The sequence below is a fragment of the Undibacterium sp. Ji50W genome, from assembly GCF_049340445.1.
In the GTDB taxonomy this organism is placed as follows: domain Bacteria; phylum Pseudomonadota; class Gammaproteobacteria; order Burkholderiales; family Burkholderiaceae_D; genus Undibacterium.
Genome location: NZ_JBMPOX010000001.1, coordinates 491,334 through 507,041, shown reverse-complemented (window position 1 = coordinate 507,041; position 15,708 = coordinate 491,334). Strand labels below are relative to the sequence as shown.

General features: G+C 51.7%; 14 protein-coding genes. 2 read left to right on the top strand and 12 right to left on the bottom strand.

Going from position 1 to position 15,708, the window contains the following annotated elements:
• Nucleotides 1-507: 507 nt before the first annotated feature.
• The 10 genes from ACO0K9_RS02415 to gspG all read right to left on the bottom strand — a co-directional run bounded on the left by ACO0K9_RS02415 (nt 508) and on the right by gspG (nt 8,857).
• The gene (locus ACO0K9_RS02415) at nt 508-915 is read right to left on the bottom strand and encodes a type II secretion system protein (RefSeq protein WP_422981390.1); all 408 of its coding nucleotides are present in this window, start codon (nt 913-915) and stop codon (nt 508-510) included.
• Nucleotides 890-1,360, bottom strand: a complete 471-nt coding sequence (locus ACO0K9_RS02410; protein WP_422981388.1) for a type II secretion system protein — start codon at nt 1,358-1,360, stop codon at nt 890-892. Before ACO0K9_RS02410 ends, ACO0K9_RS02415 begins: the two co-directional genes overlap by 26 nt.
• 1 nt (nt 1,361) lies before the next feature.
• Nucleotides 1,362-3,245, bottom strand: a complete 1,884-nt coding sequence (locus ACO0K9_RS02405; protein WP_422981386.1) for a secretin N-terminal domain-containing protein — start codon at nt 3,243-3,245, stop codon at nt 1,362-1,364.
• The gene (locus tag ACO0K9_RS02400; RefSeq protein WP_422981384.1) at nt 3,242-3,718 is read right to left on the bottom strand and encodes a hypothetical protein; all 477 of its coding nucleotides are present in this window, start codon (nt 3,716-3,718) and stop codon (nt 3,242-3,244) included. Before ACO0K9_RS02400 ends, ACO0K9_RS02405 begins: the two co-directional genes overlap by 4 nt.
• Nucleotides 3,718-4,269: a hypothetical protein gene (locus ACO0K9_RS02395; protein WP_422981382.1), complete on the bottom strand. Its 552-nt coding sequence runs from the start codon at nt 4,267-4,269 to the stop codon at nt 3,718-3,720. The genes ACO0K9_RS02400 and ACO0K9_RS02395 overlap by 1 nt, the downstream gene beginning before the upstream one ends.
• A complete protein-coding gene (locus ACO0K9_RS02390) occupies nt 4,266-4,835 on the bottom strand; it encodes a hypothetical protein (RefSeq protein ID WP_422981380.1) in 570 nt (189 codons plus the stop codon). The genes ACO0K9_RS02395 and ACO0K9_RS02390 overlap by 4 nt, the downstream gene beginning before the upstream one ends.
• Entirely contained in the window at nt 4,832-5,494 is a 663-nt protein-coding gene (locus ACO0K9_RS02385; RefSeq protein WP_422981378.1) for a hypothetical protein, read from the bottom strand. The genes ACO0K9_RS02390 and ACO0K9_RS02385 overlap by 4 nt, the downstream gene beginning before the upstream one ends.
• Nucleotides 5,475-7,136, bottom strand: coding sequence for a GspE/PulE family protein (locus ACO0K9_RS02380; protein WP_422982502.1), 1,662 nt, complete (start codon nt 7,134-7,136; stop codon nt 5,475-5,477). The genes ACO0K9_RS02385 and ACO0K9_RS02380 overlap by 20 nt, the downstream gene beginning before the upstream one ends.
• Nucleotides 7,137-7,219: 83 nt before the next feature.
• Nucleotides 7,220-8,401 carry a type II secretion system F family protein gene (locus tag ACO0K9_RS02375; RefSeq protein WP_422981376.1) on the bottom strand — a complete coding sequence of 394 codons (1,182 nt, stop codon included), beginning with the start codon at nt 8,399-8,401 and terminating at the stop codon, nt 7,220-7,222.
• A 15-nt stretch (nt 8,402-8,416) separates the two neighbouring features.
• Nucleotides 8,417-8,857, bottom strand: a complete 441-nt coding sequence (gspG, locus tag ACO0K9_RS02370) for a type II secretion system major pseudopilin GspG (RefSeq protein WP_422981374.1) — start codon at nt 8,855-8,857, stop codon at nt 8,417-8,419.
• 423 nt (nt 8,858-9,280) lie between these two features.
• Here gspG and ACO0K9_RS02365 point away from each other — a divergent pair, with 423 nt between their 5' ends.
• Both ACO0K9_RS02365 and ACO0K9_RS02360 read left to right on the top strand, forming a co-directional pair.
• Nucleotides 9,281-11,623, top strand: coding sequence for an EAL domain-containing protein (locus ACO0K9_RS02365; RefSeq protein WP_422981372.1), 2,343 nt, complete (start codon nt 9,281-9,283; stop codon nt 11,621-11,623).
• A 160-nt stretch (nt 11,624-11,783) separates the two neighbouring features.
• Nucleotides 11,784-12,617: a response regulator transcription factor gene (locus ACO0K9_RS02360; RefSeq protein WP_422981370.1), complete on the top strand. Its 834-nt coding sequence runs from the start codon at nt 11,784-11,786 to the stop codon at nt 12,615-12,617.
• Between the two features lie 54 nt (nt 12,618-12,671).
• Here the strand turns inward: ACO0K9_RS02360 and ACO0K9_RS02355 are convergent, their stop codons facing one another.
• Both ACO0K9_RS02355 and ACO0K9_RS02350 read right to left on the bottom strand, forming a co-directional pair.
• Nucleotides 12,672-13,520, bottom strand: a complete 849-nt coding sequence (locus ACO0K9_RS02355; protein ID WP_422981368.1) for a carbon-nitrogen hydrolase family protein — start codon at nt 13,518-13,520, stop codon at nt 12,672-12,674.
• 105 nt (nt 13,521-13,625) lie between these two features.
• Nucleotides 13,626-15,380 (bottom strand): hypothetical protein, encoded by a 1,755-nt coding sequence (locus ACO0K9_RS02350; protein WP_422981366.1) that lies wholly within the window; start codon nt 15,378-15,380, stop codon nt 13,626-13,628.
• Nucleotides 15,381-15,708 lie beyond the last annotated feature (328 nt).

Below are 15,708 nucleotides of genomic sequence, written 5' to 3'. Positions count from 1 at the left end.
TTTAACGTTTTGCCGATCTGGGTTGAGAATGCGCGCCAATATGGTGCCCTGTCAATCGGGTTCATAGCATGCATATGCGAAAAAATCATTAGTAGGCGCGTGCTTAAGCGACAATTTTAATGCTTTAAAAATTCACATTTAAATTAACATCGCCTATTTATCAATTAAAATCATTTAAATAAAGCATAAATTAATAAAATTCGCCCATAAGTAATTAAACAAAAATCTCTTATTTTTAACAAACATGTTGATTATATAAATAATTTGCACCCCAAATTTATCTTGCAAATAAGATCAAAAAACAACAATTGGTCTAGCCAATATTAATTTTGATCCATCCAATATTATTTTTTGGCTGGACCAATAGTTAAAGTTAATGGAACGAATTGAGAATTTATAGATACTTCCTATAATTTGGTCAGACCAATATATAGTGAAGCCACTTATAGAAAAATGCCTTGCACATGGCCCGGCATCTACACTGCTCGCAGACTATTCGTCGCTTATTTACAGCCGGTTGAACGGCAAGCCATCGCGCGTGATGCCTTGTGCGCCGCTTTGAATGTCGTACACGCCACCACCCTTTTCCGGTGTGATGAGTAGCCAGGTAGCAGTGCTATCAGTCACCGGATCCACGGGCAGGGATCGCAAGTATCTTCTTTCAACCAGTTCATCCAGCGATTGCGGATAACGGCCTGTGTCACCATAAAACTTGTCAATGACCTCGCGTGTCACATGCAGGTTTTTTTTGAGCACCGCTTCCTTGGATTGCTGGACGCTATGAAAATACCGTGGCACAGCGATAGTCAGCAGCAACGACAGTATCGCCAGCACCACCAGCAATTCAATCAGGGTAAAGCCACGCCTGTCAGCGCGCTTACCATAGTATTTACCAGCGCAGATAGGGAATGCCATTCAGACCGACCAGTTCAGAATTGGAATGTATATCGTAGACATCATCACCCGGCGTGGGTTTGTCAGCTTCGCTTTGATAGGAACGCAACCCCCAGGTTTGCTCGTCAGGCAGACTGCTGTCTTCAGAAAATGGATCACGCGGTATACGGCGCAAGAAAAATATCTTCTTTGGCCGGGCACTACGCTGATCTGTTACCCCCTTCACCAGTTGCAGCAAATTCGGCGGGTAGCCACTACTGTCCGGTGTCGAGGAAATGCGTCCCTCACCGCTAGCGCGCTTGTAATCATCCAGCGCATTGCGGATTTCACGCAGTGCCAGGCGCAGTTCCTGCTCTTTCTGACGTTGCACCGCCACTTGCGCTACCGGCAAGGCAATGGCGGCCAGCAAAGAGACAATGACCAGCGTCACCATCAGCTCTATCAGGGTAAAACCCTGGTTGCGCATATCAGCCCCCCACTTTCTCACCCGCTGGCGGGTACAACATTGGTGGCTGAGTTGGCTGGGTTGATTGAAGCGGCACAGACTGTTGCTGCAAGACCGGTTGCTGCCCTGGCACGCCATCACGCCCACGCAAACTGGCATCGGTGCCAGCATCAAATTCAATATCGCCTGATGCCCCCAGAGGCTGATTACGGATGACGCGTGGTGTAATGGACAAGACAATTTCTGTCTTGGTTCTTTCTGCACCACGATTGCCGAACAAGCGATCCAGCACCGGCAACTCACCCAGGCCGGGCACGGCATTGACAGAACGTTTGTCGTTATCACTGATCAGGCCGGCCAGCACCTGGTTTTCACCATCACGCAAACGCAGGACCGTGGTGGCATTGCGGGCACCGATGCGATAACCATAGGGCTGATTGTTGCTGTCATAGATGGTGCCCAGAATACTGCTGACTTCGAGATTCAGCTTGATTGAAATCTCGTCATCCAGATACACCACAGGTTCCGCTTCCAGCTTCAGGCCAACATCAAGATAATTCACCGATTGCGACGTCACCCCGGTCGCCGTGACATTGGAAGATACGCTGGGAACCCGCTCCCCCACCTTGATCTGTGCCTTTTCCCGGCTCTTGATACGTATGCGCGGATTCGCCAGTACGCTGACATTTTCGCGGTTGACCGTGGCCGATAATTTCATCGCATCCACGGTTGCCAATACGCTGCGCGAATTGATATGCATCAAATCATGCAAGGTGAAAGCACCGCTGTTGATGCTGCCATCATCCCCCACGCCCGACTTTGCCAATGGGCTCAAACCGATATTCCCAGGCCACTTGACGCCCAGCGCTTCCAGGTCACTGCGCTGCACTTCCAGTATCTCCACTTCCAGCATCACCTCTGGCTCGGCCACATCATGCAGCGCCACCAGCTTGGCCGCCATGCGTATGGTTTCCGGTGTATCGCGTATCACCAGCATATTCAGTTTTTCATCCACCACCAGATCACGGGTCTTCAGCAATGTCCTCAGGCTATTCGCTACCAGTTTGGCCTCGGCATTGGCAATTTTAAAACTGCGTATGCTTAATTGCTGATAACTGCGCTGCTTGGCCTGGTCACTAGGGTAAATCAGGACTGTGCGCTCATCGACCACACGCTGCTCCAATTGCACGCTCATCAGCAAATTACGCAATGCCAGCTCTACCGTGGTATCGCGCAAATCCAGATTGACCCGCACATCGGAAGGCACATCCCGGTCCAGTGTGAAATTGATGCCGGATGAATGCGACATGGCCTCCAGCACAGCCCGCACCGGGGCATCACGGAACTGTAAGCTCAAGCGTTTCTGAAATGCTGCACTCAACACGGCATTTTGCATGCGCGCTTCAGGCTCACCAATTTTTCGCTGCAGTTGCAAGCCTTTGGCATGACGCGGGAATTCGGTGAGAAAGGCATGCAATTCCTTGCGGGCTTCATCCTGCTTGCCAGCATCCCACAATTCATTGACATTCTTCAACAACCTGGACTGGTACTGGCTGGCAGCCAGCGTGCGCACGCCCAGCATGGCCTGTTCCACCTCGCCAAGCACTGCAGCCTGCCGGTAGGCAGCCTGCGCCTCATCCCAGGCTTCGCGCCGCGTATCTTGGGCTGCCTTGTTCAGGAATTGCATCGCCAACTGACGTCGGGCATTGACCAGCAAAACACGGGCTTCAACGTGACCTGGTGTTTGTTTCAACAGGTCTTCCAGTTGTGCAATGCCCTCCTCCAGCCTGCCGGCATCCAGCAATGCACGAATTTCTGTTGGTTTTGTCTGGACAGGGGTGATCGCACATGCCGCAAGGCCCAGCAATCCCCCTATCAACAACACATTTCTCGCCATTCGTTTCATTGATTCACCCTGAAGCCGATCCGGATTTCCTGACCAGACTGATTGTCCCTGATATGTACACTGTCTTGCTGCAAGCCCATGACGCGATAACGCTTTTCAAACGTTGTCCCTGAACGGGCGATCAGCACTTCACCATTTCTCATCAAAAAAGCTTCGCGCCGGCCATTTTCTTCCTTGAAACCAAGTAAACTGAATTGCTGTTCCGCCGCAGCATCTTTCCCTTCTGCGCCGGTACTTTGCTGGGGCTGCTGATTCACTGCCGGGACTGCATGATCGGCAAACAAGTCGGGTATAGCCGCATCTGCCACAGCCTTCTGTTTTCCTGTCTTTATTTCAGGTGTGGCAACTGGTATGCGTGGTGACGGCCGGCTTGGCTCGACCTCAGCAACAACCGGCGGCGGTGGCCGATCCAACGCAATCAGCAGGCCAACACCCGCCAGTACTGCCAGCATCAGCACCAGTCGTTTTGACATCAGGCTCCTCCTTCCATGGCGGTCTCAATCGACTTTTCAATCGGCTTTTCCACTTCAAACCATATGGAAAATGACAGTCGCGCTTCGACGCCAGTTTCGCTGCCACGCAAGCCAAGCTCATCCATCGACAGGCCAGGAATATCCCGCGTCGCCCGTATAAAACGACGTATCTGCGGGTAACTGGCAGTAACGGGCAATTGCAGTTGCCAGCGCCCTATGTGCCCACTTTCATGTCGCTTGTAGTCAGCCTGAGCGATGCTTAAACCATGTTTTTTCGCCAGTAGTAAAATACCTTGCACACCTTCATTCGCCGTAGCTTCCAAAGGCAGGTTCAAGGCATTTGCGGTCTGCACCGACCTCCTTTCAAGTGCACTTTCCGGCTGTGCTGACAGTTCCTGCAACGCGGACTGTACACGGGCCTCCTGCACCGGCAACCATACCAGCCACAACAACAAGCTCAACAGCAATACTGCGGCACCAGACAAGGGCCACCAGCCATAGCGCAATACAAAAACATCCACATGCCAGCGCCAGTCAGCAAATCGTTTCATGGTGACTCCTTCGCCTCTGCAACAGACAGGCGATACGGCTCCGCCAGGATGACTTCAAAATGAAAATTCACTCGTGCGTCCTGTGTTGCCTGCGTTTCATGGCGCAACAAGTTCACTCTCAAAAAAACCGGGCTTTTCTGCAATTCACGCAGATAGGCCTGCATGGCAACAACATCGGCAATATGCGCCTGCACCCTGACGACCCCACGCGTCAGTTCAGGCTCAAAAGCATCCAGCCCTGCGCCGGGTACCGCTTCAAATGCCTGAAAGATTGCTTCCCAGCGCAGGTTCCGTAAAAATTCTGATTGACGCAATAACACGGCCTCGTCATTGCCAAGCTGCTTGCGTGCCTGATCAGCGCCCTGATCCTGACCAGCCTGCATCTGTGCGCGTTTTTCGTCCAGACGGACAAGTTCACTCTGCATGTCTTGCCAACCACGCCAGACCAGAATGGCCACGCATAAAGCCAGCGACATCAAGACAAGAAATACCTGCACACCACGGTTGCGAACATCCCAGCGCCAGGGATTATTTTTCTCTGCAAAGTTGATTTGCACAGGTTTCATACGGCAGCTTTCCGTGCCAGCCAGTGCGATGGCCTGGCATCGCCGGTCCAGAATCTGTCGGCGGGCAATTGCTCGCCCAGTCTGAGTAACTCCAGCGACAGCAAGGCATCCACATCATCACAACGCAACTGCCGCACCAGCCGCAATACCCCCTGCTGCCAATACAACAAGGTGCTAATGCCATCCTGCACGAAACACCAGGTACCGGTTGGTGGCAGACTTGCGCATTGCTGCCGCCAAACCGTCACCAGTTGTGGTACCAGGCTGCGCAGCGCATACATCTCCAACGCCTGCAACAGGCTGCGTGGCAATGCACAGGCCAGCATGGGTTCGCCCTTATGCCAGTCGGCTTGTATCATCCAGTCAGCCGCTGCTTGTCCATACAAATTTTCGAAGCGGGCATTCAACAACAGGAAAGAATCATTCAAGCTGGAGATTTCTTCCGGCAATTCCAACAAGAAATAGCGTACCCAGCAATCTGCAACAACAACGATCAAGGCGGCCTTTGTTGTCAGCAAGCCTGGCAGTTCTTCACGCAACGCTTGCCAATCCCCCGGCTTTGCAGCCAACTTGTGCGGCGCACTGCCGTCAGCGCGACTTAACCATATCTCCTGACCACCGATGTTCAAATGATTTTTTTCAACCTGCCAAAGTGACACGCTTAACCTCTTCTAATGTAGTTTGACCATTGGCTACCAGTTTCAATGCATCTTCAAACAAGCTGCGCATGCCGCCGGCACGTGCCATTTCCTTAATCTGTCGTAAAGGACGGCGTTCTATTACCAGTTCGGCCAATGCATCATCCAACGTCAATATTTCTGCCACCGCACGACGACCGCGATAACCCGTGCCACGGCAATCACCACATCCAATCCCGCGCCGGAAAATATAATTTTTCACCATGGTGCGATCCAGTCCGCTGCGCAGCAATTCTTCATCATCTGGTTCATAACTGGTGCTGCAATGCTTGCAATTGAGCCTGACCAGGCGTTGCGCGATGACGCCATTGAGAGATGAAACAAATGAATACGGATCTATTCCCATATGTGCAAAACGGCCAAATACGTCAAACACGCTATTCGCATGCACGGTGGACAAGACCAGATGCCCGGTCAGCGCTGATTGCACAGCTATTTCACCGGTTTCCTGGTCACGGATTTCGCCGACCATGATGATGTCGGGGTCGTGCCGTAATATGGAACGCAGGCCGCGCGCAAACGACAAACCTTTTTTGTCATTCACAGGTATCTGCAAAATGCCTGATAAATGGTATTCAACCGGATCTTCTATCGTGATGATTTTTGCCCGGCCGGTATTGATTTCGGTAATCGCACCATACAAGGTCGTGGTCTTGCCAGACCCGGTCGGCCCCGTCACCAGCACCATGCCATAGGGCTCTGCCACCAGGCGCCGTATGGTGGCCAGGTGATCATCAGCAAAACCCGACGCGTCCAGTGTCAGGCCACCATGCGCACTGACCATGGCTTGCTTGTCCAATATCCGTATGACGGCATCTTCACCATGCACGCTAGGCATGATGGATACCCGCAAATCGATCTCGCGCCCTTGTGCCTCTACCCGGAAACTGCCATCCTGCGGCACCCGGCGTTCAGAAATATCCAGCTCGGCCAATACCTTGATACGGGACACAGCCTGTTCAGCCAGCGCCCTGCCCGTCACCTGTGCCGCCTGATCCAGCACACCGTCTATCCGGTATTTGGTCAGCATGCCATTCGGTGTTGATTCAAAATGAATGTCAGATACACCCGTCTTCAAGGCATCATAGAGTGTCGAATTAACCAGCTTGACCGCCGGACTGGAAGCATCGCTCAAGGCTGCATAACTAAGATTTTCCAACAGGTTCTTATGCTCGCCATCGGCCTGCTGGTCATGAATCAGTACGTCAATGGAACGCACCGATTCTTCCTGCTTGGCCAGGTAAGCATGTACCTCGCCCGGCAAGGCAAGCCGCCATTGCAGTGGTTCTGCAGCCAGCGTTTCCAGCCAGATTTGCAGATTCTGGTCATAGGGGTCGCAGACCACGGCTGTCAGCCCCAGTGCATTGCGCAGCAACACACACTGTCTTACCTGGGCCCGTGCCAACGGCAGGCATTCAAACACAGGCTCATAGGCAAGCATGCCTGCCATGTCGATCACAGCCATGTGAAACAAGGCCGCCGTCTGCGACAACAAGACACGCGGTTCAAGTTGCGTCAGGGTTTCCAGCTCAATAAAAAAGCTTCCTCCCGAAAGCCGGGAATTGAGATGCGCGGTATGCGCGATACGCATGCTGTCCATCATACTCACAAGCTCCTTTCCTGACTTCGGACCACGCCTCCACACTGGTGCACTGCGTCCGTACTACGATCAAATCTGCAATTCCTTTATTGCAAGGTACCTGCCAGATCAAAGATGGGCATATACAACAACACCACGATCAAGCCAATCACGATACCTATCAGCGCCATCAACACCGGCTCAAAGGTCTTGCTGAATTTCTCTATCCAGAGTGTCGTTTCGGCATCGTAAAAAAGTGCCGCCCTTGTCAGCATCAAACCCAGTTGCCCAGAATGTTCGCCCACGCGCAACATGCGCAAGGCAATCGGCGTAGTCAAACCGTTTTTTTCAAAGGCATCAGAAAAATTACCACCCTGGACTATGCTGTAACGCGCCGCCGCCAGGGCCCTGGCCCTGTGCGCAGACAAAGTGCCACTGACCATTTCCAGCGCATTAACAACCGCAATACCGCCTTCCAGTAACATGCCCAGCGTCAGGTACAAGCGCGCCAGTTCAAGAATATTCACGCGCTGCGACACCCCGGGCAAACGCGTCAACATCTGCATCAAACGGCCAGAGCGCTTTAGCCGGCGCCACCAGGCAAACAAAACGAAGAGGATGCCCATCGCAGCGGCCAGCAACAACTTGCCATGCGCAGCCACCGCAGCCCCCCAGGCAATCAGCCATTGCGACATCAGTGGCAATTCCCTGCCACTGCCCTGGTACACCACAGAAAACCGGGGAACGACATAACCAAGCAAAAACATGCTGACCACACCACCGACGATCAACAATATCGCCGGATAGATTGCGGCACTGACGATGCGGTTACGAATACCATTAATACGCACCTGATATTCAATGTAACGCGACAGGGCCTGCGGCAAATCACTGGTACGTTCTGCCGCTTTGACGATACCGATAAACAAAGGTGGAAAATGCTCAGGTTCGGCAGCGACGGCAACTGAAAACCGCAAGCCATCCCGCATGCGCAGCAGCAAACGGGCGACGATGTTTGCTGTCTCGCTTTGCGCATCTTTCTCACCCAGGGCTTCCAGGCTTTCTATCAAACCCAGTCCGGCTTGCAGCAGCGCCAATAACTCTTGCGTAAACAAAACCAGCGAAAAATTCTTGCCACGCCTTTGCACCTGTGCCGACAGGGGCCGCACATCCAGCACCGTCATCTGCCTGGCCACCGCTGCACGCGACGCACCATCTGCATCCATGGCTTCCAGTTCCAGCATGTGCACGCGATTATCACGGCCTACTGCACGAACGGCGTAACGCATGCCTGGCCTCAGTGATCAGTTGGTAACGTCTGCCGCTTCGCCGGCACCACCGGCACGGCCATCTTCACCCAACGATGTCAGGTCAAATTCCTTGCCACTGCGCCCGGGGATACGATAAATATAGGCGTTGCCCCAGGGGTCCATAGGTACGGCTTTCTGCAGATAAGGTCCATTCCAACGAGCAACACCAACTGGTCTGACCAATAAGGCGTTCAAACCAGCATCCGCTGCCGGATAACGCCCGACATCGAGCCTGTAGTTATCCAGCGCCTTACTGAATGACTCGATCTGCGCCTTGGCTACTTTCTGCCGCGACTCACCTACCTTGGAAAAATATTTGGGTCCGACATATGCACTCAGCAAGCCGATAATGGCAATCACCACCAGCAATTCCAGTAGCGTAAACCCAGAAATGCGTGATGAACTCTGCCCGGTCTTGCGTGAATCATTTCTCATATGCGTGAACCACCCTTAAAAATAAGGCAATGAAATACCGATGGATTTCACTGCCTGGGCCTGCTTTATCAATACAGAAATAGTCGTTTCAAACACTGGATTATTGGCCAGACCGAATCGAATTTCGGTCTGACCAGTTTTTATTCTACTATGCAAATTTTCTTTTGTGAATGTCAATTACCATTAAATTATGTGCGTTCGCACAAGAGAATCCGGCGCGACTTTAGTGCAGTGTCTGAGCGCACTGCAGCAAAAGTGTTACTTTATGGTGCATGGTTTTGCCTGGTTTCCTGTAGCCAGGTAGCTCCACAGGTCTGAGCAATGCGACCGGCACAGGTACAGCGGATACTTTTAGTCAAAATGAAAGAAAAATATAAATGGTATAAAAATTGCTCTTTGAAAATACTACTTATGAGAGCAACCATGAATCTTTACGACATGCATGAATTTGTCTCCCCACCTCTACCCGGGCCTATCTGCATGCCAGTGCGCCATATCACACCTGAACTGAGCGAGATTCTGGCAAATTCCTGCCGCTATGACCCTATCGAAAGTGCCGCATCTTTTGGTCGCTGGTGGCTGGATGTCGACAGTGGAGAACTTGTGCTGTCCCAGCACGCAGCCGACCTGCTTTGGGTGGGTGCTGGCTGGTACGCGAACCTGGAAAGCGGTCTCAGCCATGCAGTACTGGAAGACTTGAGTACGCTGACGAATGCCTTAAAAACACCGCAAGTGAACAATCGGCCGGCCGAGTGCGACATACGTGTGATCAGCGAAATCCATGGCATGCGCTGGCTGCGCATGGTCATCATGCCAGAAGCGGCTTTTCATTCAAGCTTGGTTGCTGGCGTCTTGCTGGACATTACCGCCAGCAAACATGCAGCAATGCGCGAAAGATTAAGCTTTGAATCAACCCGCTTATTTGTCGGCACAGATACCCTTGGCACTGCCGTCACCAAACTGATACAACTGGTCTGCGAAAACCTGGGCTGGGAATGGGGTGCCTATTGGGCGCTGCAAGCCGACAACCAGGGAGAGCAAAAACTCAGTTGCCAACACTACTGGCACGGCGCGCAGGATGCCCTGAGCAGCTTTACCCAGGAAAGTCTCAGCATGCACATGACGCCCGGCGATGGCCTGGTCGGTCAGGTATGGCAAAGAGGTGAAGCACGCTGGGTGGAAGACATGCAAAGTGACCGTGAATTTTTACGCAACAACAGCGCCAGTCAATGCAAGCTGCGTTCGGGCTATGTCTTTCCGGTCGCGTATGTCACCGACGAAGGTGATCGTCACAGCCCCGGCGTGCTGGAATTCTACAGCTGTCTGTCGCGCCAGCGCGAAGCCCAGTTACCCACTGTTTCGGCCAGTATTGGTGCCCTGATCGCGCAAACGGCACAAAGGCTGGAACAGCAGGAAACCATACGCCAACTGGCACAGATAGATGGCTTGACCGAGTTGGCCAACCGCAGTCATTTTTATCGCATGCTGGACAAGACCTGCCTGGACAATAGCCGGAACAAAGCGCCGTTCGGTTTGATCTTTATCGACCTTGACCGCTTTAAACCGGTGAATGACGCCTTTGGTCATGAAGCCGGCAACGTGGTCCTGAAAGATTTTGCCCAACGCCTGCAGTCACTGGTATCCGGTCGCGACCTGGTTGGCCGGCTGGGGGGAGATGAATTCGCCATCCTGCTGCACCCGGATAATTCATCCACGCCATTTATAGAGCAACTGGACGTGCTGGCCAAAAAGGTACTGGATGCGGCCCAGGTGCCGGTATTATTCAACCACCATGAAGTCGCCATCTCGGCCAGCATAGGAATCAGCATTTTTCCTGAGAATGGCATGAACAGCCCCGATTTGTTGCGCAGCGCCGATACCGCCATGTACCGCATCAAGAAAACCGGTCGCAATGCGCTCAGCTTTTTCTCCACCAGCACCACGCAGACACTGGCAATGCAACAGTCTGATCTGGCCCAACGCCTGACCATGGAAGTAGAGCTGTATCAGGCCATGACGAATCAGAGTCTGTTTCTTGAATATCAACCAATCTTCAACGGCAGCCGCAGCATCGTCGCAGTAGAAGCCCTGCTGCGCTGGCGCCGTTTGAACGGTGAGATGGTCAGACCCGATATCTTCATTCCCATTGCGGAACAAAGCCACCTCATCGTGCAGATTGGTAGTTGGGTAGTCAAACAGGCATGCCATGACCTGGCCATTTTGCATCAGGCAGGGTTTCAGGATTTGAAGGTGCATGTCAATATGGCGCCATCCGAATTTACCAGCAACACCTTGCCGGAAGAACTCTGCAACGTGGTTCAGCAGTCCGGCATTGCATCGCATCATCTGTGTCTGGAACTGACCGAGAGTATGCTGATGCAACAGCCGGACCGCGTGATACCCATCATGCATAGCCTGCGACAACTGGGATTTGGCATCAGTCTCGATGATTTTGGCATGGGTTATTCATCACTGTCACGCCTGAAAAATCTGCCCATTTCTTCCATGAAGATAGACCGTTCGTTCGTCAGCGGCTTACCAGATCAGGCAGAAGATCGCGCCATCGTCCGCACCATCATAGAACTAGGGCGCAACCTGCATCTGGATATCATTGCCGAGGGTGTGGAAACCGATAGCCAGCTCGCTTTTCTGCGCCAGTTTGGCGATACCCAGATACAGGGCTTTGTGATGTGCCGTCCGCAACCATTGAATGAATTGATACGCCTGCATCAACCCACGCCCAAGCTTGTCGGCGAGGTAGCCTGATGACACTGCCTGCGCAACGAATAATGTCCATGGTCAGGTCGCCGACATGGCCAAAGTTGTAGATGTAAAGAAAACTGTTGTAACCAGCCGCCATTCTGTAAAGGAGGACTGTACGATCAGGCTGACAGGCGATTACAATGAGCATCCCGCTGGCCGGATTATGCAATACGCTTTATCTACTGAATGCAATATGGATATCCAGATACAGGATTTGGTTTTTCACCGACAGATTGCCCAGCTCATCAGTGCGCTTGATAAGCCCAACTTCTGGTTACTGCTGGTGAGAAGCCTGAAAAATTTCATTGAATTTGACAACTGGGTCGTGCTGCGTTTTTCAAATAATGAAAAGCCGGTGGTCTATATAGAAAACCCAACCGCCGATGGCAGCGCCGACCTGCTGTTTCAAGATTATTTGAACGGGCTCTACCTGTTCGATCCTTTTTTTGTCGCCAGCCGCGAACATTCACAATCAGGTCTGTTCATGCTCGACGAAGTAGCGCCAGAAAGCTTTATCAGCACTGATTACTATCGCCTGTATTTCCAGCTCAATATCGTGGCAGATGAAGTCCAGTTCAATTATGCCAGCCATGACGGGCAAACACTGTGCTTTTCCATGGGCAGAGGCAGTAAATTCAAACCTGAAGAAATCGCCTTCCTGTCCATCATCGCGCCCTGGGTGATTGCCCTGATGCAGCAGCGTGAACATGTGGAAGAACACGCCGTCACGCCAACTGAAACAGCCAAGCACACCGACTGGCAAAGCGGTGTCGAACGCGCCATCAGCCTGACCAAAGGCACCAAGTTAACCAGCCGTGAAATAGAGATCGGGCAATTGATGCTGAGCGGCTTCACTTCAAAAAATATTGCCGCAAAACTCAAGATTTCTGTTGAAACCGTGCGGGCACATAAAAAGCACATCTATACCAAACTGGAAATCAATTCGCAGTCAGAATTATTTGCGATTTTTTACCAGGCGCAAAATAAAAACGCATAAAGTAACTTAACTGTCCCCTATGCTTTTGCACAGACAGGTCCGGTTTGGCTTGCTTCAGACCGGTTTTTGCAAAGGTCCCAGGCTCTTCAAGTAATCATCAATTTTTTCTGAAGTCTGCGCTGCCGCAAAATCGACTGATCTGTCACGATAGCTCTTCAGTGGCTGTCCCAGAGACATCAAACCGCGGTCACGTTCACGCCTTACCCTGCCCAGATCCAGCTCCACAGGAATGATTTCGCGCCCACTACCAGCCTGATGAATCACATCACCTGCTGGTCCAACCACGATAGACAAGCCATTGCCACAATCGCCAACGCCATTCACATCGATAAAATAGCACTGGTTGATGGCCGCATTGGTGCGTGCAATAGTCAGTTCCAGTTCCCTGTCTATGGTATCCGTCATGGTGGGTTGCAAAATCACTTCGGCACCCATCATGACCATGGTGCGGGTAGTTTCAGGAAACCATTTGTCGTAACAGATGGAGATACCGAAACGCCCTACTTTTGGCACATCAAACACACAAAAATCTGTACCCGCCTCGACCCCGGTTTCATACGGCAGAAATGGAAACATCTTGCGGTAGCGTGCAACGATATCACCTTGTGGGTTGATGACTGGCGTCATATTGTAAATACGTTCGCCATCCTGTTCATAGACAGAACCAGGTATCAGCCAGACATTGTGCTGCATTGCCATCTCGCGAAAACGCTGTTCCAGTGGACCACCTGCTGGCTGCGCGTGGGTTTTAGCAGGACCATAAGCGCACAACTCACTGAATATTACCATTCTTACTGCCGGAAAACGCCGCATGATCGCATCCAGATTTTGCGTCATGGCAGTCAGGTTTTCAGTACTGGATGAAACCGGCATCTGTACGGCTGCTATTGTAAAAAATGTCATTTGAAGCTTGCCTCTCGCATTGGTAAAATCTTTATATCATATTCATGCCAGCGCAGGCATGGATCTGGACTATGCCTGCGCTGCGCTTACTAGTGTAGTGCTGCACTAGCAAAGTGTGCGTATCTTGTTCAATTCAATCAGCGTTTGTTTGAAGCCATATTCCTTGTTGTCACTGACAAAGTAATACACCATATTATTTGGCAGCAACACCACACCTATACCGCCAAAACCTGACATATAGGGTATCCATTTGGCGCTACCGCAAAGGGCGGTACCGGTATCAGTGCTGGCAGCATTCCAGGCCCAGAAACCATGCAGGTATTTGGAATTGACGCCACCGGCATCCAGACCATGATTCGAAGTTTTTTGCATGGCCTCGTTATACAGAGTGGTATCAAGCATGGCAGTGCCATTGATGGAGCCATTGTTTTTGTTCAAAAATTCCCCCATCTTGACCAGGTCATCATGATGGAAAGTCAGGCCATAACCGGTGAAAGGATACGCCACGCTGTCGATGGTACGGGCCGTGGTGTAGGTGGTTGGACTCATTTTCAAGGGCTTCCACAAATCTTCGACCAGCATATCTGTGTAATAGTCCTTGGTGCTGCCCGCCAGCGCTTTATAGGTGGTATTCAAAGCCGTGCCAAGCAAGAAGCTGTCGGATGTGTGGTACACCCATTTGCTACCGGGCGTTACCTTGCGTGTATAAGCGCAGGCATGGGTCGCCTTGGCATTATAGGTATCGACCAGGAAGAAGTTATTCAGTGCGGCAGTTGAACCTTCATCCACTTCATAACCGGCAGAGGTGTAATTGCCGGTGGCCATATCCAGCGCATTCAGCAAGGTCACATCAGCCCATTGGCTGCCAGAACATTTGGCAATCTGGTTTTTGATGATCAGCGTCGACTGCACCCCTCCATATTTTTGTTCCAGGCGCATCAGGCCGATAGCACCCGCTACCGATTTAGACACCGAATAAGATGGCAGATCCAATACTTCACAGTAGGGATAAGTGCCGTAGCGCGTATTGCAGCCCCCCACATAATTGGTACCGTCAACGGCAACCCCAAACACGGTCATATACGAAGCGGTCTGCTCGCTGCCGATATTGGCGACAGTGATGCCGGCGGATGGAAAGTCCACCGCCAGTTGCGCTATCGCCTTGGTCGGCATGCGTGCAGCTACCTCTGCTTCATACGCAGTGATGGCTGTCGCGGCAGTGCTGATGGTTTGCGGCGTGTAGGTGGCAGTTGCCAGCCCCCACATATTGAACTGGAAGTACTGGCAGGTTTCGCTGGCGATCTGATAAGCCACCTTGGAGATGCTGCCATCTGATTTGAAGAGGAAGCTCAAGACGCCATTATGGGTACAGTTGGCACCATTTTCTTGCAAGGAAAAAGGAATGGCTACCCTGGAGTATCCATTGTCCCCAGTCTCTTTCCAGACCCGGCCCGGTTCCAATATGTAGTACCAGTCCGCATGGCTTGTGGTCAGCAAACCACGGTTGATGGGAAATATATGCGTGCCGTCCTGAATAAATTGATAGCTGAACGCTGGCAAATGGGTGGGATTGACATACGAAGATTGCAAATTTGTCCCCACTTCGGTAAAGCTGCCGGTGGTGTTGACATTCGTCAACGTCAACGTGCCCTGGAAAGTAGAATCAGGATTTGCCGCATTCGCAGGTACCGCAAACGCACTATAGTCAACCAGGCTAGCTGTCGTGCCATTCAGATAGCTGGAACTCAAATTGCTGCGGCTGACAGCGCCACTGCCTGTTAGTGGTGCATAGACTGCCAGTGCATTATCTGTGGCAATCATGCCAAAGGCAAGACACAGGGCTAGCAGATAGTTTTTCATCGCTTCTCCAATCAATTCATACATGGTTTAACTTGGAATGTAAGTCGTGAGTCAATTCTTGATGCCCGCTGCATATGCCTAAAATCTGCCGGCTTATCGCTGCATGCAGATGCCATTGCGCAAAACACGGTGGCAAGTAAATTTTTTGCCCGGATGAACTATAAAACTTTGGAGGAATACCCCACAATTCCACAATCTGAGTACCACAATGGGGTAATTGACCAGAAGTCAGGTCATCGCGGATAGTTTGATGCATGGGCCGTGCTTAAGTCCGGATAAAGATATAAAAAATATAAATTTTACAAAACATCAAACCGCAACAAAAACC